A 24,443-nucleotide genomic window follows, 5' to 3' on the forward strand; every position below is an offset into this window, starting at 1 on the left:
AGAGCAGGATGGGCGCCGCCACGAGATTGGCCGCGATCACGAACAGCAGGCCGGCCAGGAGCGCGCCGGCTCCCCTGGCCGTGAGAACGTGACGTCGACGCACGGTCGGGGTCACTTCAGAATCTGGCGGCCAGCGGAACGCGCACGCGGTCCACGATCTGGGCGAGCGCGGCCTCCACCGGCTGCGCGCCCGCGCGGTGCACGCCACGGGCCGGGAGCAGCCGGTGCGCGAAGACAGGCACGAGGAGTTCGGTGAGGTCGTCGGGGATCACGAACTCTCGTCCGTCCAGTGCCGCCCACACCTTCGCCGCGCGCACGAGCTGAAGAGTGGCGCGCGGGCTCGCGCCCAGATGCAGGCTGGGATCCGATCGCGTGGCCTGGGACAGCGCGACGGCGTACTCCTCGACAGCGGGGGAGACGTGCACGGCGCGCGCGAAGCCGATCAGCCGCCTGATCGCGCGAGCGTCAGCGACAGGGGTGATCGCGGCGAGCGGATTGACGCTGTCGCGCTGGCGGAGCATGAGGGCCTCGGCCGCGGCATCCGGATACCCCATCGAGATGCGCATCATGAACCGGTCGCGCTGCGCCTCGGGCAGCGCGTACGTGCCCTCCATCTCGAGCGGGTTCTGGGTCGCGACGACGAGGAAGGGATCGGGAAGCGGGTGCGTGCGGCCGTCGACGGTGACCTGTCCCTCCTCCATGGCCTCGAGGAGAGCGGACTGGGTCTTCGGGGATGAGCGGTTGATCTCGTCGGCGATCACGATCTGCGCGAACACCGCACCGGGCTTGAACTCGAACTCACGATCGACGGGGTTGTACACCGAGACGCCGGTGACGTCGCCGGGCAGCAGATCGGGGGTGAACTGGATGCGGCGGACCGTGGCGTCGATGCTCGCCGCGATCGCACGGGCGAGCATCGTCTTGCCGACCCCTGGGACGTCCTCGATGAGCAGATGGCCCTCGGCCAGCATGCACGTCAGGGCGCTGCGCACGGCATCCGGCTTGCCGTCGATGACCTCGCCCACCGATGTCAGGATGGCGGAGGTCTGCGTCCGGAACTGCTCGGCCGTGATCTCGGGTGCGGTGTCGTCCATGCGTTCCCTCTCGCCCCGGCACTTCTGTGCGCGTGAATCGATCGTAACCCGCGCGAGCGGCCGGCGCTCCTGTGGATTCGTGGTTCACGGAGCCGGCCCCGGTTCGTCTCTCCGCCGAACGCCGGGTAGACTGTCCGAGGCTCTCCGCGTGGCAGCATCCAGGCCAATTCCCCCAGGACGGAAACGTAGCAAGGGTAACCGGGCTCTGCTGGGTGCGCGGAGGGTCCTTTCTTCTCTCGGGCACTTTGCCGCCCGACGGCCCATCGTTCAGCTTCGCCTGCGAGGATCGTGGTGTGAGCACATCCACCACTCCTGCGCGTTCCGCGGCGATCGGGCGCTTCGCCTCTCCGATCGCTCTCGTCGCGCTGATGTGGGTGATCCAGATCGCCGACGCCGTGCTCCCCGGCTCCTTCACCGGTTTCGGCCTGAGGTCATGGGACTTCGGCAGCCTGCAGGGGCTCGTGCTCGGACCGCTGCTGCACGCGGGATGGGCGCACCTGATCGGCAACACCCTGCCTCTGCTGGTGCTCGGCTGTCTCATCGCCATCGAAGGCGCCGGCCGCTTCTGGATGGTCACCGCGGTCACCGCGCTCGTCGGGGGCGTCGGCACCTGGCTGCTCAACGCACCGGGCACGCTCACGGTCGGTGCGTCCGTGCTCGTCTTCGGGTACTTCGCATACATCGTCGTGCGCGTGTTCTCGCCTCGGCCGATCGCGCACCGCATCGCGCACGCCCTCATCGCTGTGATCGTGCTCGTCCTGTACGGCGGGTCGATGCTCGCCGGCATCGTCGGCGTGGGCCCCGGCGTCTCCTGGCAGGCGCATCTGTTCGGCGCGGTCGGCGGCGGTGTGGCGGCGCTCGCGGGAGCGCGTGGTCCTCGCAGCCGCGGAGCGCGCGGCACGTGAGCGCAGGCTCGAAGCGCGCCGCCTCCGGCACCCGGGGTCGTACCGGTTCGCGCGGGCGGGCGGCGCAGCGGACGAGAAGGCGCGCGACGAGACGACGGAGACCGGGCGGGCGGCCGGTCTCCCGCGCGACGCGTCGGCCGAAGCACGCACGTCTCATGATCGCGGCGCTCGGCGGGCTCACCCTCGCCGCGCTCCTCATCGTTCTCGTGCCGATGGCGACGTCGAGCGATCCGCTCGCGGTGTGCGTGGACGCGCCGGAAGATCTGCCGGACGCAGGGGTCGAAGGCTGGCAGGGTGAGCAGCTCCACAACGCCGCGATCATCGTGCGCACGGCCTCGGAGCAGGGGTTCGAGCGCGACGGCCAGGTCCTCGGCGTCATGGCGGCGATGGGCGAGAGCTCATTGCAGAACATCGACTACGGCGACTGGGAGACGTCCGGCTTCACCAATCCGGACGGCACGCGCACCAGCAGCATCGGCCTGTTCCAGCAGCAGGAGTGGTGGGGAAGCGTCGAGACGAGGATGGACCCGGCAGCATCCGCCGCCCTCTTCTACGGACGTCTCGCCGGACTCGAGGGGTGGCAGGGCATGGAGCCCACGCATGCGATCCATCGCGTGCAGGTCAACTCCGACCCGAACCACTACGCCCGGTTCGAAGATGACGCGGGCGCGGTGGTCGACGCGCTTTCCGGTCCCTGTCCGGCGTAGGGTGGCACCGTGGCGCGGAGCATCTACATCACCTCGGCCGAGGGGCACACAGGCAAGTCCACCATCGCACTGGGCGTGCTCGACGCGCTCATGCGCGTGACGCCGAGGGTGGGTGTCTTCCGGCCGATCGCGCGGTCCTCCGCTGAGCCCGACTACGTGCTCGAGCTCCTGCTCGCGCACGACGGCGTGCATCTCGACTACGACGACAGCCTCGGGGTGACCTACGACGACGTGCGCGACGACCCCGATCGGGCGCTGGCGACCATCGTGTCCAGGTTCAAGGCCGTGGAGGCGCAGTGCGACGCCGTGGTCGTGATCGGCAGCGACTACACCGACGTGGCCAGTCCTGCCGAGCTCGGCTACAACGCCCGCATCGCCGCGAACCTCGGTGCCCCCGTGCTGCTCGTGCTGAGCGGCCGCGACCAGCAGGGCGGCGGTGAACAGCTCGGCACGTCGACCGCGCGTACGGCCGACGCGGTCGGCCAGATCGCCGCGCTCGCGCTCGCCGAACTGCATGACGAGCGGGCAGAGCTGTTCGCCGTCATCGTCAATCGCGCCGATCCGGACGCCCTGCAGCCGAGCGTCGACGCCGTGCGCACTGCGCAGGCCGAGCACACGCCGGTCTGGGCCATCCCCGAGGACCGCACACTCGTCGCGCCGTCGATACGCGGCATCCTCGCGGCCGTCGACGGACGGCTCATCAAGGGCGATCCCGACCTGCTCACTCGCGAAGCGCTGGACGTGGTGGTGGCGGGCATGTCGATGGTCAACGTGCTGCCCCGCCTCACTCAGGACGCCGTCGTCGTCATCCCCGCTGATCGCACCGAGGTTCTGCTCGCGACGTTGATGGCGGATGCGGCAGGCACGTTCCCGTCGATCGCGGGGATCATCCTGAACGGGCCCTTCCCGCTGCCCGAGTCGATCGAGCGACTGCTCGGCGGCCTGGCCTCGACGGTTCCGATCATCGCCACCGACCACGGCACGTACGACACCGCCGTGCGGGTGATGGGCGCTCGCGGACGGCTGGCCGCCGACTCGCGGCACCGCTACGACCGTGCGCTCGGGCTCTTCCAGACCCACGTCGACATCGCCGAGCTCGCGACGCAGCTCGGACTCGCCGAGGCGCACGTGGTGACGCCGCTGATGTTCGAGTACGGCCTCATTGAGCGCGCGAGTGCGGATCGCAAGCGCATCGTGCTGCCGGAGGGCGAGGACGACCGCATCCTCCGCGCCGCATCGAGTCTGATCGCCCGTGACGTCGCCGACCTGACGATCCTCGGCGACGAGAGCGAGATCCGCGCCCGCGCCACCGAGCTCGGCATCGACATCGGCGCAGCCCAGATCATCAGCCCCACCGATCCGCAGTACGTCGAGCAGTTCGCCGAGGAATACGCGCGCCTGCGTGCGCACAAGGGCGTCACAGTGTCGCAGGCCGCGGACACCGTCACCGATGTGTCGTACTTCGGCACTCTGATGGTGCATCTCGGCCTCGCCGACGGCATGGTCTCCGGTGCGACCCACACCACGGCGCACACCATCCGGCCGTCGTTCGAGATCATCAAGACGCGTCCTGGCGTGGAGGTGGTCTCCAGCGTCTTCCTGATGGCTCTCGCCGACCGCGTGCTCGTCTACGGCGACTGCGCTGTGATCCCCGATCCCACCAGCACTCAACTCGCCGACATCGCGATCTCCTCTGCTGAGACCGCGCAGCAGTTCGGCATCGAGCCGCGCGTCGCCATGCTGTCGTACTCGACCGGGGAATCCGGGACCGGGGCCGACGTCGAGAAGGTGCGAGAGGCCACGGCTCTGGTCCGCGAACGCGCGCCAGAGCTTCCCGTCGACGGGCCCATCCAGTACGACGCCGCGGCGGACGCCGCCGTGGCGAAGGCCAAGATGCCGGACTCGGCGGTCGCCGGGCGCGCGACCGTGTTCGTGTTCCCCGACCTGAACACCGGCAACAACACGTACAAGGCCGTGCAGCGCTCGGCGGGAGCCGTCGCGATCGGCCCGGTGCTGCAGGGGCTGAACAAGCCGATCAACGACCTCTCGCGCGGGGCGCTGGTCGACGACATCGTCAACACGGTCGCCATCACGGCGATCCAGGCGCAGGGCGTCGCGCATCCTGCGGGGGTGGCACGGTGAGCGTCGTCCTCATCATCAACAGCGGCTCCTCGTCGCTGAAGTACAGCCTGATCGACATGGACCGCGAGGCGCCGCTCGGCGAAGGGCTCATCGAACGCATCGGCCAGGACGGCGGTGCGATCTCGCACACCGTCCGACGCCTCGACGACGGGGAACCGGCGCCGACCGTGCTCGACGCCACCAGGAAGAGCGAACGGACGATCGCCGACCATGACGAGGCGTTCGCCGTGATGCTCGAGCAGTTCGAGACGCACGGCCCCGTCCTCGCCGATCATCCGCCGGTGGCCGTGGGACATCGCGTCGTGCACGGCGGCGCGCGATTCTTCGAGCCGACGCTCGTGACGGATGCCGTGGAGCAGTCGATCGGTGAGCTCGAAGTGCTCGCGCCGCTGCACAACCCGGCGAACCTCGCCGGCATCCGGGCCGCACGCGCCGTGTTCCGGGACGTGCCGCACGTCGCGGTCTTCGACACCGCGTTCCATCAGACGCTCGAGCCGGCGGCGTACACATACGCGATCGATGCGGCGTTCGCCGAGAAGCACCGCATCCGTCGCTACGGGTTCCACGGCACGAGTCACAAGTACGTCAGCGAGCAGGCCGCGGCCTTCGTCGAGCGCGACCTCTCCTCGCTCCGTCAGCTGGTCTTCCACCTGGGCAACGGGGCGTCGGTCACCGCCATCGACGGCGGCCGCTCTGTCGAGACCTCGATGGGATTCACCCCGCTCGAGGGCCTGGTCATGGGCACGCGCTCCGGTGACCTCGATCCCGCGGTGCTGGTGCACGTCGCCCGCGTCGCCGACTATTCGATCGAGGAGATCGACACGCTGCTGAACACGCGCAGCGGGTTGAAGGGGCTCGCCGGGCACAGCGACATGCGCGACATCCTCGCTGGCGTCGATGCGGGCGAGGAGGCGGACGCACTGGCGTTCGACGTGTACATCCATCGACTGCGCGCGTATGCCGGCGCGTACATCGCTCAGCTCGGCGGCGTGGATGTCATCTCGTTCACCGCGGGTGTCGGCGAGAACGCGGCGCGGGTGCGCGCCGAGGCGCTCGCGACCCTCGGTTTCCTCGGAATCGAGATCGACCCGGAGCGCAATGAGGCCCGCGGCCACGGCATCCGCCGCATCTCCACCGACGCATCCTCGGTGTCCGTGCTCGTCGTCCCGACGGACGAGGAGCTCGAGATCGCGCGGCAGACCCTGAGCCTGGTCTGAGCCCTGCGACGCGGCTCCGAAGGGGGTTATGCCCGTGAACCCCGCGCCACTACGCTGGCTGGGTGGCACAGTGAGGTGCCGGTCCCTTCGCGTGAAACCCTGGAGGCCCGCATGCCCGAATCTCTGCCAGACCTCAGCCTCGCCGAAGGCATCCTGTTCGATCTCGACGGTGTGCTGACGCCGACCGCAGAGGTGCACATGCGCGCCTGGCAGGCGGTGTTCGACGAGGTCTTCGTCCAATGGGGCATCACGCCCGCCTACGACGACTCCGACTACTTCGCCTACGTCGACGGCAAGCGTCGCTACGACGGCGTGGCGAGCCTGTTGCGCAGCCGCAACGTCGAACTCGCATGGGGCGATCCGAGCGATCCGGCCGATGCGCAGACCGTGTGCGGCATCGGCAACCGCAAGAACGCCGCGTTCGCCGCTGCGCTGCGCAGCGGTGGAGTCTCACCGTTCCCCGGTTCGCTCGCGCTGCTGGAGGCGCTGCGTGGCACCGGCATCCCCATGGGCGTCGTCTCCAGCTCGTCCAACGCTGAAGAGGTGCTCTCGACTGCGGGCATCCGCGATTTCTTCACGGTCGTCGTGGACGGCACCGTCGCCGCGCGCGAGGGGCTGACCTCCAAGCCGGCCGCCGACATGTTCCGCGCCGGAGCCGAGCGGCTCGGCGTCGATCCTGCCGCGAGCGCGGCGGTGGAGGACGCCGTGTCCGGCGTCGCTTCGGCCTCCGCAGCGGGTTTCGCCACTGTCGTCGGCGTCGACAGGGGCGCGGGTCCTGAAGCGCTGCGCGCCGCCGGTGCGACCTGTATCGTCGATGACCTTGCCCGACTGCTTCCCGGCGCATCAGCCGCCCACAACCCGGAGACCGCATGATCGATCGCGACCGATTCCCCGTCGACCCATGGCGTCTGACCGAGACGCGCTACGCGGAGGACGGCGTCTCCGAGACGCTGTTCGCCGTGGGCAACGGCTACCTCGGCCTGCGCGGCAACCACATCGAGGGTCGAGGCGCGCACGAGCACGGCACGTTCCTGAACGGTCTGCACGAGACGTGGCGCATCCGTCACGCCGAGCAGGCGTTCGGCTTCGCCGAAGTGGGGCAGACCATCGTCAACGCGCCCGATGCCAAGATCATGCGGGTCTACGTCGACGACGAGCCGATCTCGTTCGAGGAGTCAGAGGTCAGGGATTACACCCGTACTCTCGACATGCGCACCGGCATCGTGGAGCGCAGCTTCGTCTGGGAGACGCCGTCCGGCAAGCGCATCCGCATGCGCGACGAGCGCCTGGTCAGCTTCGAGGAGCGTCACCTGGCGATCCTGCGTCTTGAGGTGACGGTCGAGAACTCGGACGCGCCGGTCACGATCAGCTGCCAGCTGCTCAATCGCCAGGACGGCGGCAGCGTCTACGGCGGCACGCCTAAGGCGGCCAAGAAGGCGGGCTTCGATCCGCGCAAGACCGAGAAGATCACCGAGCGGGTGCTGCAGCCGGTGGAGTACTGGCAGGACGGGCTCCGCTCGGCGCTGTCGTATCAGACCAGCGAATCCGGGATGACCGTGGCGGTCGTCGCCGACCACGTGATCGAGACGGACAACGACTACAGCGCGCGCATGCTCGTCGAGCAGGACGTCGCCAAGAACGTCTTCCGCGTGCAGGCGAAGGGCGGCGTGCCGATCCGCATCACGAAGCTCGTGAGCTATCACACGTCACGCGGTGTGCCGGCGCGCGAACTCGTCGATCGCTGCCGGCGTTCGCTCGACAGGGCGGGCATCGAAGGCATCGACGAGCAGTTCCGCAGGCAGAAGGAGTGGCTCGACGCATTCTGGAAGCGCTCGGATGTCGTGATCGAAGGCCACGACGACCTGCAGCAGGCCAGTAGGTGGTGCCTGTTCCAGCTCGCCCAGGCTGCTGCGCGCGCCGACGGCTCCGGTGTGCCGGCGAAGGGCCTGACGGGGTCCGGCTACAGCGGCCACTACTTCTGGGACACCGAGATCTACGTGCTCCCGTTCCTGACGTACACGACGCCGCAGTGGGCCAGGAACGCCCTGCGTGCGCGCGTGCTCATGCTGCCCGCTGCTCGGCGCAGGGCGGCGCAGCTGAACGAGGCGGGCGCGCTGTTCCCCTGGCGCACGATCAACGGTGAAGAGGCATCGGCGTACTATGCCGCCGGCACCGCGCAGTACCACATCAACGCCGACATCAGCTTCGCGCTGGGCAAGTACGTGCGCGCCACCGGCGACGTGGACTTCCTGTGCCGCGAGGGCGTCGACATCGCGGTGGACACCGCGAGGCTCTGGGCGACCCTCGGCTTCTGGCGCGGCCAGAACGGCGACGCGACCTTCCACATCCACGGTGTGACGGGTCCGGACGAGTACACGACGGTCGTCAATGACAATCTCTTCACCAACGTCATGGCGCGGTACAACCTGCGCTACGCGGCTCGCGTGGTGCGGGAGATCGCCGCCCAGGATCCGCGGGGGTACGACGCACTGGTCGAACGCACCGGACTGGATGCCGGAGAGCCCGACGCGTGGGACACCGCCGCGGAGGCGATGTTCATCCCGTTCAGCGAGAGCCTCGGCATCCATCCGCAGGACGCGATGTTCCTGGAACGCGAGGTGTGGGATCTCGATCACACCCCGGATGACCAGCGTCCGCTGCTGCTGCACTTCCACCCGCTCGTGATCTACCGGTTCCAGGTGCTCAAGCAGGCCGACGTGGTGCTGGCGCTGTTCCTGCAGGGCAACCACTTCACGCCCGAGGAGAAGCTCGCCGACTTCCAGTACTACGACCCGCTGACGACGGGGGATTCGACGCTGTCGGCGGTCGTGCAGTCGATCCTCGCCGCCGAGGTCGGCTACCAGGACCTCGCACGGGAGTACTTCGAGCAGTCGCTGTTCGTCGATCTCGGAGACCTGCACCACAACGCATCGGACGGCGTGCACGTGGCGTCGGCCGGCGGGGTGTGGACCGCTCTGGTGTGCGGCTTCGGCGGCATGCGCGATCACGCCGGTGAGCTCAGCTTCGATCCGCGGCTGCCCGTCGATTGGCCCTCGCTGTCGTACTCGCTGCAGTGGCAGGGCACTGCGCTGAAGGTCACGGTCACCCGTGATCAGCTGCGCGTCGCCGCGGAGGCGGGTGAGGCGGTGTCGTTCACCGTGCGCGGCGCCGAGTACACGGTGACCGAGTCGGAGGACGTCGTCGTCGCACTGGCCGATCAGGGGCCCGTGCTGAGGGGGCGTCCCACACTGGGGCAGTTCGAGGACGCGCGCAGGGACGACGGCACCCGCATCTCCGCATCCGTTCCGGTGGTGACCAGCGCGATCCCGGTGATCAACGTGTTCGAGGACTGAGCACGCTCGTCGAATGATCGACGCGCTCGTCGGGCAGGATGAACGGATGTCGAACCTGACTCTCAGCATCATCGTGCTCGTGCTCGTCCCCGCTGCGGCCCTTCTCGTGCTCGCCGGGATGGCACGTGTGCGATCGCGTCGTCTTCCGCGCTCGCCTGGGCCCCGCTTCGCCCCGACCGCTGATGGTGCGGTGCTGCGCGACGCGCTGCCGGCGGCTCCGCCGCGGCGTTCGTCGGAGAGGTCTTCGACACGTTGTCGTGAGCCGGGTCGTCATCGATGGGTCGTAGCGAGCGCACTGTCGGCGGCACGCCGTAGGCTGGACCGGTGACCACAGCCCTGTACCGCCGCTACCGGCCCGAGAACTTCGGCGAGATGATCGGGCAGTCCCAGGTGACCGAGCCGCTGATGACTGCGCTGCGCAGCGACCGCGTCGGCCACGCGTACCTCTTCTCCGGCCCCCGTGGCTGCGGCAAGACGACGTCAGCACGCATCCTCGCTCGCTGCCTCAACTGCGCCGAGGGCCCCACAGACACCCCGTGCGGCACCTGCCCGAGCTGCGTGGAGCTGTCGCGCGCCGGTGGCGGATCGCTCGATGTCGTCGAGATCGACGCCGCCAGCCACAACGGCGTCGACGACGCGCGTGACCTGCGCGAGAGGGCGACCTTCGCACCCAGCCGCGACCGGTTCAAGATCTTCATCCTCGATGAGGCGCACATGGTCACCCCGCAGGGCTTCAACGCGCTGCTCAAGCTCGTGGAAGAGCCCCCGGCGCACGTGAAGTTCATCTTCGCGACGACCGAGCCCGACAAGGTGCTCGGCACCATCCGTTCGCGCACGCACCACTATCCGTTCCGGCTCGTGCCGCCGGCGGCCATGCTCGAGTACGTCGAGAAGCTGTGCGCCGAAGAGGGCGTGCAGGTCGCTCAAGGCGTGCTTCCCCTCGTGGTGCGCGCCGGCGGCGGCTCGCCCAGAGACACGCTGTCGCTGCTCGACCAGTTGATCGCCGGATCCGACGGCGACTCCGTCGCGTACGAGCGTGCGGTCTCGCTGCTGGGCTACACGCACGGCGCGCTGTTGGACGAGATCGTCGATGCGCTCGCCGCCGGCGACGCGGCTGCGGCCTTCCCCGCCATCGATCGGGTCGTCCAGACCGGTCAGGATCCGCGTCGCTTCGTCGACGATCTGCTCGAGCGCCTGCGCGATCTCATCGTGATCGCGGCGGTCGGAGCAGGCGCGGGAGCCGTGTTGCGCGGCCTCGCTGAGGACGAGCTCGCACGCATGCGCGCGCAGGCCACCGCCTTCGGATCCGCACGCCTCTCGCGCACCGCCGACGTCGTGAGCGCCGCTCTCGACGACATGACGGGGGCCACGTCGCCGCGGTTGCATCTCGAGCTCATGATCGCTCGCGTGCTGAGCGCTGCGGGGGAGGGGGCTGCCGCGGTCGCCGTCCCTGGGGCCGTCTCGTCGGCTCCCGCGCCTACCGCTCCTGCGCCGGCAGCTGCTGCGCCGGCTGCTCCTGCCGCGGTCGCCGTGCCTGAACCGGCACCAACTCGGGTCGAGGAGACGTCTGCGCCGGCTCCGGCGGCGGCGACTGCTCCGGAGACTCCGGCGGAGGCCTCCGCGCCTGTCGAGGTCCCTGCGGTCGAGCCGGTCGCGTCGCCTGCGCCGGAACCCGCTCCCGCTCAGGCGGATGCGCCTGCCCCGACGTCTGGTCCGGTCGTGACGTCGGGCCCGGTCGACTTCGATCGCATCCGCGCGTCGTGGCCGGCGATCCTGAAGCGGCTCGAGGGTGCCAGCCGCACGGCATGGTTGGTGGTCACGACCGTGCAGCCGCTCGACTACGTGGCCGAGTCCGAGGTGCTCACGCTCGGATTCGCGAGTCAGCAGGACGTCAAGTCCTTCAAGGGTTCGACACCTGGCCCAGGCCCGTCCGACCATCTGCGCACCGCGATCGAGCAGGAGCTCGGCGTTCGGGTGAAGTACCTCCCCAAGCCTCTGCCGCCGGCGGCGCTCGCCGAGTCGGCTGCTCCGACGCCGGTGCGCACGGCGCCGCCGCAGAAGCCTGCCGCATCCGCATCCGCGACCGCATCCGTGACGGAATGGGCCGTCGCCGCGATCCCCAGCTCCGCTCCGACGCCGGCGACTCCGCAGCCGCAGTTCCCCGTCGACGACGAACCCGCTGAAGTCGAGTCTGCGGGGTCCGCTCCCCAGCCGCCGCAGGACGGAGCGGTCGATGACGATGTGCCGCCTCTGCCGGATGACGAGGATGCGCCCGCCGACGACGACGAGCCGCCCTACGAGCCGCCGACCATCCCGCAGCAATCCGCGCCGCAGCGACCGGCGCAGCAGTCCGCACCGCCGCGCTCCGCACCCGTCGTGACCGAGCGTTCCGCCGCCGCCGGCGGTGTGCAGCGTTACGGCGAGGCCGTGATCCGCCAGGTGCTCGGTGCGACGTTCGTGCGGGAAGAGCCCTATGAGCCGCCGACGAGGTTCGCCTGATGTACGACGGCATCGTTCAGGAGCTCATCGACGAGTTCGGGCGCCTTCCCGGCATCGGCCCGAAGTCGGCGCAGCGCATCACGTTCCACATCCTCCAGACGCCGACGTTCGACGTCGCCCGCCTCGCCGAGCTCCTCACCGACGTGCGCGAGCGGGTGCGGTTCTGCGAGATCTGCGGCAACGTCTCCGAGCAGGACCGGTGTGCGATCTGCCGCGATCCGCGCCGCAATCCTGCGCTGATCTGCGTGGTGGAAGACGCCAAGGACGTCTCGGCCATCGAGCGCACCAGGGAGTTCCGCGGGCTCTACCATGTGCTCGGCGGGGCGATCAGTCCGATCGCAGGCGTCGGACCCGATGACCTGCGCATCACGCAGTTGATGTCGCGTCTCGCGGACGGCACGGTTCAGGAGGTCATCCTTGCGACGAACCCGAACCTCGAGGGTGAGGCGACAGCCAGTTATCTCAGCAGACTGCTGACCACGATGCAGATCACCGTGTCGCGACTGGCGTCGGGGCTGCCAGTGGGCGGCGACCTCGAGTACGCCGACGAGGTCACCCTCGGTCGCGCCTTCGAAGGCCGGCGGACATTGTGATCATCCTGCCCGTCGCCGGCATCACCGCGGCAGCGGCCGGATGAACGCTCGCGGAGGCTTCACACGCAGAGGATGGATCCTCTTCGCGATCATGGCCTTCGTCTGGGGCATCACCTACCTCTTCATCAAGGAGGCGGTGCACTCCTTCACACCGCCCGCCGTCGTCGCCGGTCGTACGCTTCTTGGTGGACTCGTCCTGCTGCCCTTCGCGATCCGCAGCGGCGCGCTGAAGGCGGCATGGAAGCGCTGGCCATGGGTGCTAGCCTTCGGTCTGGTCGAGATGGCAGGGCCGTTCCTGCTGCTCAGCCATGCCGAGACGCAGTTGCCCTCGGGGCTCACCGGACTCCTGGTGGCGACCGTGCCGCTGTTCGCCGTCATCATCGCCCTCATGCGGGGTGACCGCACCGTGCTCGCCCCTGTGCGCCTCGGCGGACTCCTGCTCGGCTTCATCGGCGTCGGCATCGTCGTAGCGGGCCCCGGCTTGTTCCCGCAGGGGCAGGCCAGCGTCTTCGCGATCGGTGAGATCCTGCTCACGGCGCTGCTGTACGCCATCGCGCCGTTCATCATCGCGCACAAGCTCGCGGACGTCCCCTCGATCGGCACCATCACACTCGCCCTGTTCGCGATCGGCCTCGGCTATCTGCCCGCCGCGCTCCTGACCCAGCACGAGGTGCCGACGATCCGCTCCACCGTGTCGCTGGTCCTCCTCGGAGTCGTCTGCACGGCCGTCGCGTTCATCGCCTTCTTCGCACTCATCCGCGAGGTCGGACCGGTGCGCGCGCCGCTGTTCACGTACATCAACCCCGTCGTCGCGATCGTGCTCGGTGCGATCGTGCTCGCGGAGCCGATCACGCCGGGACTGCTGATCGGATTCCCCGTGATCCTCGCCGGATGCTGGTTCGCTGCAACGGGCGGGCGCCTTCGCACCCGCCCTCCCGTCATGCCCGACGGATCGCCGTCCGCAGGCTGAGCAGCAGCAGGACCAGCCCGGCGCCGACGAGCATGTGCCCCACTCCGGCGATCCCGGCGATCATCTTCGACGATTCCAGCTCCTGTACCTGCAGCATCCCGTGCCACACCAGCATCGCCGAGGTCAGCACGACGCCGGCGTTGTAGATCCAGAAGAACCAGCGGAACAGTCTGCTCGCCGATAGGGCGAACACCTTCTCGAGCGCGAGCACGATCAACAGGACGATGAAGCCGAGCGTGAGGATGTGCGTGTGAGCGAGTCCCAACTGGCCCATCAACCCCTCTGGGTGGCCGTTGGCCTTCGTGAACTCGCGGTAGAAGAGTCCGGCGGCGAGGCCCGCCACGGTGTAGACGGCGATCGTGCGCAGAAGCAGGAGCTGGGCGGAACGTGAAGCGGTGCGGGAGACGGTGTCGTGAGTCATGGCTCCAGCCTGATCTTCGCCTCTGCCGACGGGATCCATCGAATGATCGATCTCGCCGCCGGGCGTTCGGAGCGCGGAAGAGGGAGAATCGGAACATGTCAGAGCCAGCGGCCACCGACCCCACGCGGGGGCGGATGCTGCGCTCCGCGCGCTTCGCCCTGCATCTGATCACCGTGCTGCTCGCCGTCGTCACCGCCTTCCGCGCCGCGGCCGTCGACGCGCCGCTGCTTCTCGCGCTGCTGCTCCCCGGTGTGTTCCTGGCCTGGTACGGAGCCGGCGCCGCCTTCGCGCGTGGACGTCTCTCCCGCTGGTGGCTGTTCGGACTCGGGATCATCTGGGTCGTGATGCTCGCGGTTTCGGCCGAGTTCGTCTGGTTGTCCTTCCCGCTGCTGCTGCTCGCCGGGCATCTGCTGCGTGCGTGGGCATCGGTCGCCTTCGCAGCGCCCGTGCTCGCCGCGGCCATCCTCGCGCCGATCCTGCATCAGGCGCCGGTCTCGTTCGCGCACATCGCCGGTCCGCTGCTCGGCGGCGGGTTCGCGCTCGCGATCTCGCTCGGCTACGACGCGCTGCTGCGAGACGCCGTCGAGCGCGACCGCCTCATCGCATCGCTGGTGCGCGCTCGTGACGAGATGGCGGCACTCCAGGAGGAGCTCGCGCACACCCAGCGCGAGGCCGGTGCGACGCAGGAGCGCACCAGGCTCGCCCGCGATCTGCACGACACCATCGCACAGGAGCTCAGCTCGATGGTCCTGCTCGCGCGCAGTGCGGATGCGGGACGGATGCCGCAGATCGAATCCCTCGCCCAGCATTCGCTGACCGACCTGCGCCGGATCGTCGCGGCCCTCGCGCCGGCCGAACTGGAGGGATCGGCACTCACCGCGGCGATCGAGCGGATGCTGCAGGCGCTGCGCGCAGACACAGGGATCGAGGTCTCGTTCGCGGTGGATCCTGCGCTCCCCGATCTTCCGACGCCGGTCGAGGTGGTGTTCCTGCGCGTCGCGCAGTCGGCGCTCGCGAACGTGCGCCGGCACGCGCGAGCCGGCACGGTCGGCGTCGAACTGTCGATGGCCGGACCGTCTGCACGATTGTCCGTCACGGACGACGGCGTCGGATTCTCAGAGCCCGCCGCAGCACCGGGCGGATCGTCGTACGGCCTCGCCGCGATGCGATCGCGGTTGCGCGAGTTCGCCGGCGAACTCGAAGTACGCTCCGCTCCGGGCGAGGGCACATCGCTCGTCGCGACGGTGCCGCTGACGACGGTACAGGCGGTGACGGCGCCGGCGGTGTCTGGCACCGGGGCGCCGGGTTCCGCATCGCCGGCATCAGGGGAGAGCCGGCCATGAGCGTGCGTGTGCTGCTGGTCGATGACCATCCGGTCGTCCGTGCCGGACTGCGCTCGATCATCGAGGCGAGGGGATTCCGCGTCGTCGGGGAGACCTCGACCGGCGAGGAGGCGCTCGCGCTGACACCGGGGCTGCATCCTGACGTCGTGCTGTGCGATCTGCGCCTGGGGGCCGGCATCGACGGCGTCGAGACCACCGCGGCGCTGCGACGGATGCCGGATCCTCCTGCCGTGCTGATCCTCACGACCTTCGACCACGATGCGCAGATCATCCGTGCACTCGAGGCCGGTGCGGCCGGCTATCTGCTCAAGGACGTCGACAACGACACGATCGCGCGTGCGATCATCGACGCGGCAGCAGGGGGCGATGGTGCTCACGCCGGGCGGCGACGAACGCCTGATCGCCGCGCTGCGCGCGCCCCGCGTGACGCTCACCGAACGCGAGCGGGACGTGCTGATGCTGGTCGACGAGGGTGCAGCGAACAAGGAGATCGCCTCGCGACTGTACATCTCCGAATCCACCGTCAAGACCCACATCGTGCACCTGCTGGAGAAGCTGGGAGTCGCCAGCCGCACCGCTGCGGCCAGCGAGGCTCGGCGGCTCGGCCTGCTCTGAAGACTGCGCGAGCGTCACATACGCGGAGCGGAATACGCGTCGAAAGTACAATGGCCGTGGGCGGATCCGCCCGAGATCCCAGGGAGAGTACGTTGGCCCTCATTGTGCAGAAGTACGGCGGCTCCTCCGTCGCCGACGCCGAGAGCATCAAACGCGTCGCCAAGCGCATCGTCGACGCGCGACGCGCGGGCAACGACGTGGTCGTCGCGGTGAGCGCGATGGGCGACACCACGGACGAGCTGCTCGAGCTGGCGAACGAGGTCGCCCCGATCCCCGCGCCGCGCGAGATGGACATGCTGCTCAGCAGCGGGGAGCGCATCTCGATGGCGCTGCTGGCGATGGCGATCCACTCGATGGGATTCGACGCGCGCTCGTTCACCGGCAGCCAGGCCGGCATGATCACCGACGACCACCACGGCTCCGCACGCATCGTCGACGTGACGCCGGTGCGGCTGCGCGAAGCGCTCGACGAAGGTGCGATCGTGATCGTCGCCGGGTTCCAGGGGTTCAACCGCGACACCCGCGACATCACGACGCTGGGCCGTGGCGGCTCCGACACCACGGCCGTCGCGCTCGCCGCCGCGCTCGACGCGGACGTCTGCGAGATCTACAGCGACGTCGACGGCATCTACACCGCCGACCCTAGGGTCATACCGCGTGCGCAGAAGCTCGATCACGTCTCCAGCGAGGAGATGCTGGAGCTCGCGGCCAACGGCGCCAAGGTGCTCTACATCCGCGCGGTCGAGTTCGCACGCCGGCACGGCGTGCTCATCCACGCCCGCTCGACGTTCACATCGAGCGAAGGCACGTACGTTCTGGGCGAGGGCATGAAGAACCCCCGCGAAACCGAGGGAGAAGCCATGGAAGAGCCGATCGTCGCAGGTGTCGCGACAGAGCTGGGGCAGGCCAAGATCACCGTCGTCGGCGTGCCGGACGTGCCTGGCAAGGCCGCCGAGATCTTCAAGATCGTCGCGAAGTCCGGTGCGAACGTCGACATGATCGTGCAGAACGTCTCGGCAGCCGCCACCGGCCGTGCCGACATCTCGTTCACGCTCCCCAAGGGCGACGCGTCCACGGCGCTCAAGGCGCTCGCCGCCGAGCAGTCCGATGTGGGCTTCGACAGCCTGATCCACGACGACCAGATCGGCAAGCTCTCGGTCGTCGGCGCCGGCATGCGGGTGCACTCCGGTGTCTCGGCCACCCTGTTCGAGGCGCTGTCGACCGCCGGCATCAACATCGAGATGATCTCCACCTCCGAGATCCGCATCTCGGTCGTGCTGCGTGGCTCCGACCTCGCCGACGCCGCCCGCATCGTGCACACCGCATACGGTCTCGACGGCGAGGACGAGGCCGTCGTGCACGCCGGCACCGGCCGCTGAAACCCGCGATAGACTCGCCCAAACCCCGTAGGAAGAGCCTTTCATGACCCGTATCTCCGACTCAGGACACTCCGTCGCCATCGTCGGCGCCACCGGCCAGGTGGGCACCGTGATGCGTGAGATTCTCGCGGAGCGCTCGTTCCCGATCCGTGAGCTGCGGCTGTTCTCCTCCGCGCGCTCCGCCGGAACGTCGATCGCGTTCGCCGGAGTCGACGTGATCGTCGAGGACGTCGAGACGGCCGACCCCGCCGGCATCGAGATCGCGCTCTTCTCCGCAGGCGCCACGGCCAGCCGCGCCTACGCGGAGCGCTTCGCGGCCGCCGGTGCTGTCGTGATCGACAATTCCAGCGCCTGGCGGAACGACCCAGAGGTCCCGCTCGTGGTCAGCGAAGTCAACCCCCATGCGATCGATGAGCGCCCCAAGGGCATCATCGCCAACCCGAACTGCACCACGATGGCCGTCATGCCCGTCCTCAAGCCGCTCGCGGCTGAGGCCGGTCTCGAGCGGCTCATCGTCAGCACGTACCAGGCGGTCTCCGGTTCGGGGCTCGCCGGTGCGCAGGAGCTTCTCGGCCAGGTCGAGTCCGCCATCGAGCAGGGCGGCGTCCTGGAACTGGTCCACAACGGCTCGGCCATCGACTTCCCCGCACCGCAGAAGTACGTCGCACCCATCGCTTTCGACGTCATCCCGCTCGCCGGATCGATCGTCGACGACGGCTTCAACGAGACCGACGAGGAGAAGAAGCTCCGCAACGAGAGCCGCAAGATCCTCGAGCTGCCCGAGCTCCGGGTCGCCGGAACATGTGTGCGCGTTCCCGTCTTCACCGGGCACTCCCTGTCGATCCACGCGGAGTTCGCTCGAGACATCACGCCCCAGCGCGCGGCCGAGGTGCTCGCCGCAGCTCCCGGCGTCGTGCTCGAAGAGGTACCGACGCCTCTCAAGGCCGCAGGCAACGACCCGAGCTACGTCGGCCGCATCCGCGCCGATCAGTCCGCACCCGAGAACAAGGGGCTCGTGCTGTTCGTCAGCAACGACAACCTCCGCAAGGGGGCCGCGCTGAACGCCGTGCAGATCGCAGAGATCGTCGGGGCGCGACTGGGCGTCGCGGCGTAGGGTCGACGATCCGGCGGTGGTTCGCGGCTGCGGGAGGGCGAACTAGACTGGTCTGGTGACTGAATCCGTCGACGTCGTCCTCATCGGTGGTGGCATCATGAGCGCCACACTGGGCACTCTGCTGCACGAACTCCAGCCCGACTGGAAGATCGTCGCCTTCGAGCGACTGTCCGATGTCGCCCAGGAGAGCTCGAACCCCTGGAACAACGCGGGCACGGGCCACGCGGCGCTCTGCGAGCTGAACTACATGCCGCAGAGCGACGGCGGACCGCTCGATCCCGCCAAGGCCGTCTCGATCAATGAGCAGTTCCAGCAGAGCCGCCAGTTCTGGTCGTCGCTGGTCTCCAAGGGCGTGCTCGATGAGCCGTCGACGTTCATCAACGCCACCCCGCACATGACTTTCGTGCGCGGCGAGAAGGACGTCGCCTACCTCAAGGCGCGCTACGAGGTGCTCAAGGAGCAGCCGCTGTTCGAGGGCATCGAGTACAGCGAGGACTCCCGCGTCATCAACCAGTGGGCCCCGCTGCTCATGCAGAAGCGGCGCAAGGGCGAGCCGTTCGCGGCGACCAGGGTTCCGGCCGGCACCGACGTCGACTTCGGCGCACTGACGCATCAGCTCTTCGATCACCTCGCGGCCAGTGGCGTCGAACTGCGCACGAACCAGGAAGTGCGAAAGCTCAAGAAGCAGAACGACGGCAGCTGGCGGGTGTCGTACCGGCGGGCACTGGGGCACACGCCGGGCGAGCTCAACGCGAAGTTCGTCTTCGTCGGCGCCGGCGGCTGGGCATTGAAACTGCTCCAGCGCTCCGGCATCCCGGAGATCAAGGGGTACGGCGTCTTCCCGATCGGCGGACAGTTCCTCAAGACGACGAACCCCGCTGTCGTCTCCCAGCACAAGGCGAAGGTCTACTCGCAGGCATCCGTCGGCGCGCCGCCCATGTCGGTGCCGCACCTGGACACGCGCGTGGTGGACGGCGAGGCGTCGCTGCTGTTCGGTCCGTTCGCGACGTTCAGCCCGAAGTTCCTCAAGAACGGCTCGATGTTCGACATCGTCAGCCAGGTGCGCACGCACAACCTGTGGCCGATGCTGCGGGTCGCATTCGCCAACCCCGATCTGATCACCTACCTGGTCGGCGAGCTGCTCAAGAACCATCGCAAGAAGGTCGACGGCCTCCGCGTGTTCATGCCCACCGCCAAGGACGAGGACTGGTCGCTCATCGATGCCGGTCAGCGCGCGCAGGTCATGAAGAAGGACCCGGAGAAGGGCGGCGTGCTGCAGTTCGGCACGGAGGTCGTCTCCGCTGCCGACGGTTCGATAGCCGGGCTGCTCGGTGCATCGCCGGGTGCGTCCACGGCCGTGCCGATCATGCTGAACCTGCTGAAGAAGTGCTTCCCCGAGCAGTACGCCGGGTGGGAGCCTGCACTGCGCGAACTGATCCCGACCTACGGCGAGAAGCTCAACGAGAACCCGGCCGCTGCGGACGAGTCCATGACGGCGACGGCGGCCGCCCTCGGCATCTCGAGGTAGCAGCGCACCGTGGCGAAGCTGTACTTCCGCTACGGGGCGATGAACTCCGGCAAATCCACGGCACTGCTGCAGGCGGCGTACAACTACGAGGAGCGCGGGCAGCACGTGCTGCTCGCCAAGCCGGCGATCGACACCAAGGGTGCGAATCAGGTGGAGAGCCGCCTCGGCATGACGCGCGAGGTCGATTTCCTCATCCCGCCGGACGGTGACGCGCGTGCGCTGTTCCAGCGTGAACGGGCGCGGATGCGGCAGCGCAACGACGAGGGTCTGATCCCCGGCGAACCGATCGATGTGGCGTGCCTGCTCATCGACGAAGCGCAGTTCCTCACGCCCGCGCAGATCGATGACCTCTTCCGGATCGCCGTGGTCGACGGCATCCCCGTGATGGCCTACGGCATCCGCAACGACTTCCTCACCCATGCCTTCCCCGGCTCGGCACGTCTGCTCGCCATCGCGCACTCGCTCGAGGAGCTCAAGACGATCTGCCGTTGCGGACGCAAGGCCGTCTTCAACGGCCGCGTGATCAACGGGCGCTTCGTGTTCGACGGCGACCAGGTGGCGATCGACGAGGGTGCCGCGGCCGGCGCCCCGGCCGACGTCGTCACGTACGAGTCGCTGTGCGGCGACTGCTACCTGCAGGAATCCGGCGGGCGTCTGGGCTGAAGCGCCCTCTACGTCTGGATTGCGTGGTCAGACCACAGCGGCTAGTCTGTGGTCAGACCACGAGATCGCTCATGGAGGATGCCGATGCCGGATGCTGCGCAGACACCGCGCGCGTGGCGCGTCGTGCTCGAGCACATCGAGCGCGACCTGCTCGACGGTCGCCTCGGCCCCGGCGACCGGCTCGCGTCGGAGCGAGATCTCGCCGCCGATCTGGGCGTCGGCCGTTCGAGCGTCCGTGAGGCGCTGCGCGTGCTCGAGGTCCTGGGGCTGATCCGCACGGCGACCGGCTCAGGGCCGCAGTCGGGCGCGATCGTGATCGCCACGCCCTCCGGGGGCATGTCGGCGCTTCTGCGGCTTCAGGTGGCCGCACAGGGCTTCGCGCTGGGCGACGTGGTGCGCACGAGGCTGGTGCTCGAGGATGCCGTCGTGTCGGATCTCGCATCGAACCCCGCGCGCGACACCGGCGCGGCCCACGGGCTGCTCGACGCGATGGATGCCGAGGGGCTCACGACCGGCGAGTTCCTCGCGCTCGACGCGCAGATGCATCTTGCGCTGGCCGAGTCCAGCGGCAACACCGTGATCGCCGCGATGATGGCGGGACTGCGCACCTCCATCGAGTCGTACGTGCTCGCCGGCTCGGCATCCATCGACGACTGGGATGCGATGGCGATCCGGTTGCGGCATGAGCACCGCGCACTGATCGCTGCGATCGACGGGGGAGATGCGGATGCCGCGCGCGCCCTCGTCCACGACCACATCACCGGCTACTACACCGCCGCCGGTCTGACCCGCACACATCCGCCTCACTGAAAGGACGGCCATGGTCACCCGCCAGGTTCCCCAGCCCTCAGAACTCCTCGAGCTCATGAAGTTCAAGAAGCCGGAGTTCGACGGACGCAAGCGCCGCCTCGACGCGGCGCTCACGATCGACGACCTGCGCACGATCGCGAAGCGCCGTACGCCGAAGGCGGCGTTCGACTACACCGACGGCGCCGCGGAGGGCGAGTTGTCGCTGACGCGCGCGCGACAGGCGTTCCAGGACGTCGAGTTCCACCCCGGCATCTTCAAGCCCGCGCCCGACGTCGACACCTCCGTCGACATCCTCGGCGGCCCCAGCGCGCTGCCGTTCGGCATCGCGCCGACGGGATTCACCCGTCTCATGCAGACCGAGGGCGAGGAGGCGGGGGCGGGTGCGGCAGCTGCCGCCGGCATCCCGTTCACGCTCTCCACGCTCGGAACGACCTCGATCGAGGGCGTGAAGGCAGCGAACCCGAACGGGCGCAACTGGTTCCAGCTCTACGTCATGCGCGACCGCGAGATCTCGTACGAACTCACCCGCCGTGCCGCCGCTGCGGGCTTCGACACGCTGCACTTCACCGTCGACACCCCGGTCGCCGGCGCCCGCCTGCGCGACAAGCGCAACGGGTTCTCGATCCCGCCGCAGCTGACGCTCGGGACGATCATCAACGCCATTCCCCGCCCCTGGTGGTGGTGGGACTTCCTCACCACGCCGAAGCTCGAGTTCGCCTCGCTCAGCACCACGGGCGGCACGGTCGGCGAGCTGCTGGACGCCGCCATGGACCCGACGATCAGCTATGACGACCTCGCAGTGATCCGCGATCTCTGGCCGGGCCGGATCGTCATCAAGGGCGTGCAGAACGTCGAGGACTCGGTGCGCCTGCAGGATGCCGGTGTCGACGGCATCGTGCTGTCCAACCACGGCGGCCGCCAGCTCGATCGCGCGCCCATCCCGTTCCACCTGCTGCCGAAGGTGCGGGCGGCGGTGGGCGACGACTTCACCGTGATGATCGACACCGGGATCATGAACGGGGCCGACATCGTCGCATCCGTCGCACTGGGCGCGGACTTCACCCTCATCGGACGCGCATACCTGTACGGGCTGATGGCCGGCGGCCGGCAGGGCGTCGATCGCACGATCGCCATCCTGCGCACCGAGATCGAGCGCACCATGCGTCTGCTCGGCGTCGCCTCCCTCGCCGAGCTCGAGCCTGCGCATGTCACCCAGCTCACCCGGCTCGTGCCGGTGGGAGGGGCGTCGGCGCGGACGGAGGTCTCAGCCGGCTGATCGCGGTTCACACTGCTTCGCCGTGCGAGGGGGAAGCGGCACGATCATCGAGGTGCGGCGCCGGTACTCCGCGTACTCGGGGTACCTGGATGCCGAGATCGATTCCGTGAAGATCGTCGAGCCGATGAAGAGCGCGGTCAGCAGCAGCGCGCCGATGATCGTCTCGTTCAGCACGCCTCCGAAGAAGCCCAGACCGGATGCCGCGGCCGCCGTCGCACCGATCGCGTAGAACACCCACCACTGAGCCTGCTCGAAGAAGAAGTTCGGGTGCCGGCTGTAGCGGAACAGCCCGGCGGTCAGGAATCCGGATGCGCGGCCGGCGGCCTTGCTCCGGTGGAAGTTCCACTGCTGCTGGTCGGCGATCGTCTCGCCGATCAGCAGCGCGAGGAAGAGCGCCCCGAACACGGCATCCCAGGCGGTGAACGGCGCAGGATGCTGCAGCGCGAGGTGAGCAGGGAGGGTGATGAGCACGAGCAGCGTCATCTGGAACCCGATGATGAACAGCAGGTTGAAGAGCTGGAACTGCCACGGGCGCATCCGCTTGCGCAGTATCGCCCATCGGTAGTCCTCGGTGCCTGTGTACCCGCCCTTGCGCGCGAAGTTGAAGGTGAGTCTGACGCCCCACGCGGTGACGAGGACGGCCATGATCACGAGGCGAGTCGCCTCGATTCCCGAGGCGAGGGCGGCGACGGCGAAGATCCACACGTAGACGACCGGCACGATCGACCATGCGCGGTCCACCCACGAGGTGTCGCGGGTGAACAGGGACAGCAGCCAGCACGCCGCACTGGCGCACGCGGCGACGATGATGGTGAGTGTCAGCGGATCCATGCCGTAATGCTACGACCAGGCTCTCGCTGGGCGACTACAGCGTGGGGATCAGCGATTCCAGCTCGGACGTGGTGTGCTCCCACCCGGTGACCGCGATCGACCGGACGCCGAGTGCCTTGACCGGGTAGTCGTTGCCCCCCTCGTCGAGGCGGTCGCCGTAGAACAGCATGTCGCTGAGAGGGATGCCGGTGTGCTCGGCGAGGGCCTTCATGCCGTGCGCCTTGTCGATGCCGGCGAGAGTGATGTCGATCGAGGTCGAACCGCCAGAGCGCACCTCGAGTTCGGGCAGGCGGGCGGCCACGGCGTCGCGCAGTAGAGCGCGCTTGGCGCCCGAGGGGTCCCACGCCTGCTTCGCCTCGTGCGGGGCCTTCTGCCCGAGTGCGGAGAACGTGATCTGCGAACCGCGGTCCTCGAGGATCTCGCCCCAGGGATTCGGCTCCCACAATCCGAGCCGCTCCGCCTCTTCGCGAAGCGCCTGCAGCGCGGCCGACTTCTGCTCATCCGAGAGATCGTGCGCGTAGACCGTGTCGAACCCGACGCCGTCGTGGCGCAGGTAGCGTGTGCCGCAGGTGGGCAGCAGGTGCAGACGGCCGAGGTCCACGGCATCCGCATCGCCGAGCCGGGATATCACCTGGGTGCGGAACTGCTGTTCGTTGCCGCCGGAGATGATCGCCACATCGACGCGGCGCAGGAGCGCGAGCAGCTGAGCGGCGATCCTGGGATCGATGGCGCTCTTCGACGGAGCGAGCGTGTCATCGAGGTCGAATGCGACGAGGCGGGGAGTGGTCATGATGTCTCCAGCGTAGCGAGCGTGGCGCGGCATTCTTTCCATCCGGGAAGAGAAGAAGGCCGCCCCGGAGGGCGGCCTTCTTGCAACAGTGGTCGGGGTGACAGGATTTGAACCTGCGGCCTCTTCGTCCCGAACGAAGCGCGCTACCAAGCTGCGCCACACCCCGTTGCAACCGTTTGAGTCTACAGGCAAT

22 protein-coding genes, 1 tRNA gene, 1 other RNA gene and 1 pseudogene are annotated in these 24,443 nt (G+C 68.8%); 20 read left to right on the plus strand and 5 right to left on the minus strand.

Features of this window, described 5'->3' with window-relative positions; translation table 11 throughout:
* Nucleotides 1-116: 116 nt before the first annotated feature.
* Nucleotides 117-1,094 carry an AAA family ATPase gene (locus ACYVG2_RS16395; protein WP_460781979.1) on the minus strand — a complete coding sequence of 326 codons (978 nt, stop codon included), beginning with the start codon at nucleotides 1,092-1,094 and terminating at the stop codon, nucleotides 117-119.
* Between the two features lie 135 nt (nucleotides 1,095-1,229).
* Between ACYVG2_RS16395 and ffs the strand changes: the two genes are divergently transcribed.
* From ffs to ACYVG2_RS16450, 11 genes are all read left to right on the plus strand, one after another.
* An RNA gene (gene ffs / locus ACYVG2_RS16400) (signal recognition particle sRNA small type) lies at nucleotides 1,230-1,326 on the plus strand.
* Between the two features lie 61 nt (nucleotides 1,327-1,387).
* Nucleotides 1,388-1,999: a rhomboid family intramembrane serine protease gene (locus ACYVG2_RS16405; protein ID WP_033106598.1), complete on the plus strand. Its 612-nt coding sequence runs from the start codon at nucleotides 1,388-1,390 to the stop codon at nucleotides 1,997-1,999.
* A gap of 155 nt (nucleotides 2,000-2,154) precedes the next feature.
* Entirely contained in the window at nucleotides 2,155-2,706 is a 552-nt protein-coding gene (locus ACYVG2_RS16410; RefSeq protein WP_460781980.1) for a hypothetical protein, read from the plus strand.
* A 9-nt stretch (nucleotides 2,707-2,715) separates the two neighbouring features.
* Nucleotides 2,716-4,848 (plus strand): phosphate acetyltransferase, encoded by a 2,133-nt coding sequence (pta, locus tag ACYVG2_RS16415; protein ID WP_460781981.1) that lies wholly within the window; start codon nucleotides 2,716-2,718, stop codon nucleotides 4,846-4,848.
* Nucleotides 4,845-6,065: an acetate/propionate family kinase gene (locus tag ACYVG2_RS16420; RefSeq protein WP_460781982.1), complete on the plus strand. Its 1,221-nt coding sequence runs from the start codon at nucleotides 4,845-4,847 to the stop codon at nucleotides 6,063-6,065. The genes pta and ACYVG2_RS16420 overlap by 4 nt, the downstream gene beginning before the upstream one ends.
* A gap of 111 nt (nucleotides 6,066-6,176) precedes the next feature.
* A complete protein-coding gene (locus ACYVG2_RS16425) occupies nucleotides 6,177-6,938 on the plus strand; it encodes an HAD family hydrolase (RefSeq protein WP_460781983.1) in 762 nt (253 codons plus the stop codon).
* On the plus strand, nucleotides 6,935-9,418 hold the full coding sequence (locus ACYVG2_RS16430; RefSeq protein WP_460781984.1) for a glycoside hydrolase family 65 protein: 2,484 nt from the start codon (nucleotides 6,935-6,937) through the stop codon (nucleotides 9,416-9,418). The genes ACYVG2_RS16425 and ACYVG2_RS16430 overlap by 4 nt, the downstream gene beginning before the upstream one ends.
* 13 nt (nucleotides 9,419-9,431) lie before the next feature.
* On the plus strand, nucleotides 9,432-9,746 hold the full coding sequence (locus tag ACYVG2_RS16435; protein ID WP_460781985.1) for a hypothetical protein: 315 nt from the start codon (nucleotides 9,432-9,434) through the stop codon (nucleotides 9,744-9,746).
* Nucleotides 9,743-11,917, plus strand: a complete 2,175-nt coding sequence (locus tag ACYVG2_RS16440) for a DNA polymerase III subunit gamma and tau (protein ID WP_460781986.1) — start codon at nucleotides 9,743-9,745, stop codon at nucleotides 11,915-11,917. Before ACYVG2_RS16435 ends, ACYVG2_RS16440 begins: the two co-directional genes overlap by 4 nt.
* The gene (gene recR / locus ACYVG2_RS16445) at nucleotides 11,917-12,510 is read left to right on the plus strand and encodes a recombination mediator RecR (RefSeq protein ID WP_307358149.1); all 594 of its coding nucleotides are present in this window, start codon (nucleotides 11,917-11,919) and stop codon (nucleotides 12,508-12,510) included. The genes ACYVG2_RS16440 and recR overlap by 1 nt, the downstream gene beginning before the upstream one ends.
* 40 nt (nucleotides 12,511-12,550) lie before the next feature.
* The gene (locus tag ACYVG2_RS16450) at nucleotides 12,551-13,480 is read left to right on the plus strand and encodes a DMT family transporter (protein ID WP_460781987.1); all 930 of its coding nucleotides are present in this window, start codon (nucleotides 12,551-12,553) and stop codon (nucleotides 13,478-13,480) included.
* Here the strand turns inward: ACYVG2_RS16450 and ACYVG2_RS16455 are convergent.
* The gene (locus ACYVG2_RS16455) at nucleotides 13,449-13,901 is read right to left on the minus strand and encodes a DUF2871 domain-containing protein (protein WP_460781988.1); all 453 of its coding nucleotides are present in this window, start codon (nucleotides 13,899-13,901) and stop codon (nucleotides 13,449-13,451) included. The genes ACYVG2_RS16450 and ACYVG2_RS16455 overlap by 32 nt on opposite strands.
* Nucleotides 13,902-13,996: 95 nt before the next feature.
* Here ACYVG2_RS16455 and ACYVG2_RS16460 point away from each other — a divergent pair, with 95 nt between their 5' ends.
* The 9 genes and pseudogenes from ACYVG2_RS16460 to ACYVG2_RS16500 all read left to right on the plus strand — a co-directional run bounded on the left by ACYVG2_RS16460 (nucleotide 13,997) and on the right by ACYVG2_RS16500 (nucleotide 22,629).
* A complete protein-coding gene (locus ACYVG2_RS16460; protein ID WP_460781989.1) occupies nucleotides 13,997-15,244 on the plus strand; it encodes a sensor histidine kinase in 1,248 nt (415 codons plus the stop codon).
* Nucleotides 15,241-15,528 (plus strand): annotated as a pseudogene (locus ACYVG2_RS16465) (response regulator); the annotation flags it as partial. The gene ACYVG2_RS16460 and the pseudogene ACYVG2_RS16465, both read left to right, overlap by 4 nt.
* A 52-nt stretch (nucleotides 15,529-15,580) precedes the next feature.
* The gene (locus ACYVG2_RS16470; protein ID WP_460782119.1) at nucleotides 15,581-15,859 is read left to right on the plus strand and encodes a helix-turn-helix domain-containing protein; all 279 of its coding nucleotides are present in this window, start codon (nucleotides 15,581-15,583) and stop codon (nucleotides 15,857-15,859) included.
* A 92-nt stretch (nucleotides 15,860-15,951) separates the two neighbouring features.
* A complete protein-coding gene (locus ACYVG2_RS16475) occupies nucleotides 15,952-17,238 on the plus strand; it encodes an aspartate kinase (protein WP_448967431.1) in 1,287 nt (428 codons plus the stop codon).
* 43 nt (nucleotides 17,239-17,281) lie between these two features.
* Nucleotides 17,282-18,352 carry an aspartate-semialdehyde dehydrogenase gene (locus ACYVG2_RS16480; protein WP_460781990.1) on the plus strand — a complete coding sequence of 357 codons (1,071 nt, stop codon included), beginning with the start codon at nucleotides 17,282-17,284 and terminating at the stop codon, nucleotides 18,350-18,352.
* A gap of 97 nt (nucleotides 18,353-18,449) precedes the next feature.
* Nucleotides 18,450-19,880: a malate dehydrogenase (quinone) gene (gene mqo, locus ACYVG2_RS16485; RefSeq protein WP_460782120.1), complete on the plus strand. Its 1,431-nt coding sequence runs from the start codon at nucleotides 18,450-18,452 to the stop codon at nucleotides 19,878-19,880.
* 9 nt (nucleotides 19,881-19,889) lie between these two features.
* Nucleotides 19,890-20,543 carry a thymidine kinase gene (locus tag ACYVG2_RS16490; protein ID WP_460781991.1) on the plus strand — a complete coding sequence of 218 codons (654 nt, stop codon included), beginning with the start codon at nucleotides 19,890-19,892 and terminating at the stop codon, nucleotides 20,541-20,543.
* A gap of 84 nt (nucleotides 20,544-20,627) precedes the next feature.
* A complete protein-coding gene (locus ACYVG2_RS16495; protein ID WP_460781992.1) occupies nucleotides 20,628-21,353 on the plus strand; it encodes a FadR/GntR family transcriptional regulator in 726 nt (241 codons plus the stop codon).
* Nucleotides 21,354-21,363: 10 nt separating this feature from the next.
* Nucleotides 21,364-22,629, plus strand: coding sequence for an alpha-hydroxy acid oxidase (locus tag ACYVG2_RS16500; protein WP_460781993.1), 1,266 nt, complete (start codon nucleotides 21,364-21,366; stop codon nucleotides 22,627-22,629).
* Here the strand turns inward: ACYVG2_RS16500 and ACYVG2_RS16505 are convergent.
* The 3 genes from ACYVG2_RS16505 to ACYVG2_RS16515 form a co-directional block, all read right to left on the minus strand.
* Nucleotides 22,618-23,460: a DUF1295 domain-containing protein gene (locus ACYVG2_RS16505; protein ID WP_460781994.1), complete on the minus strand. Its 843-nt coding sequence runs from the start codon at nucleotides 23,458-23,460 to the stop codon at nucleotides 22,618-22,620. The genes ACYVG2_RS16500 and ACYVG2_RS16505 overlap by 12 nt on opposite strands.
* Before the next feature lie 34 nt (nucleotides 23,461-23,494).
* Entirely contained in the window at nucleotides 23,495-24,250 is a 756-nt protein-coding gene (locus ACYVG2_RS16510; protein ID WP_460781995.1) for an HAD-IIB family hydrolase, read from the minus strand.
* A gap of 89 nt (nucleotides 24,251-24,339) precedes the next feature.
* Nucleotides 24,340-24,416, minus strand: a tRNA-Pro gene (locus tag ACYVG2_RS16515).
* Nucleotides 24,417-24,443: the final 27 nt, after the last annotated feature.

Source organism: Microbacterium shaanxiense (assembly GCF_054779995.1).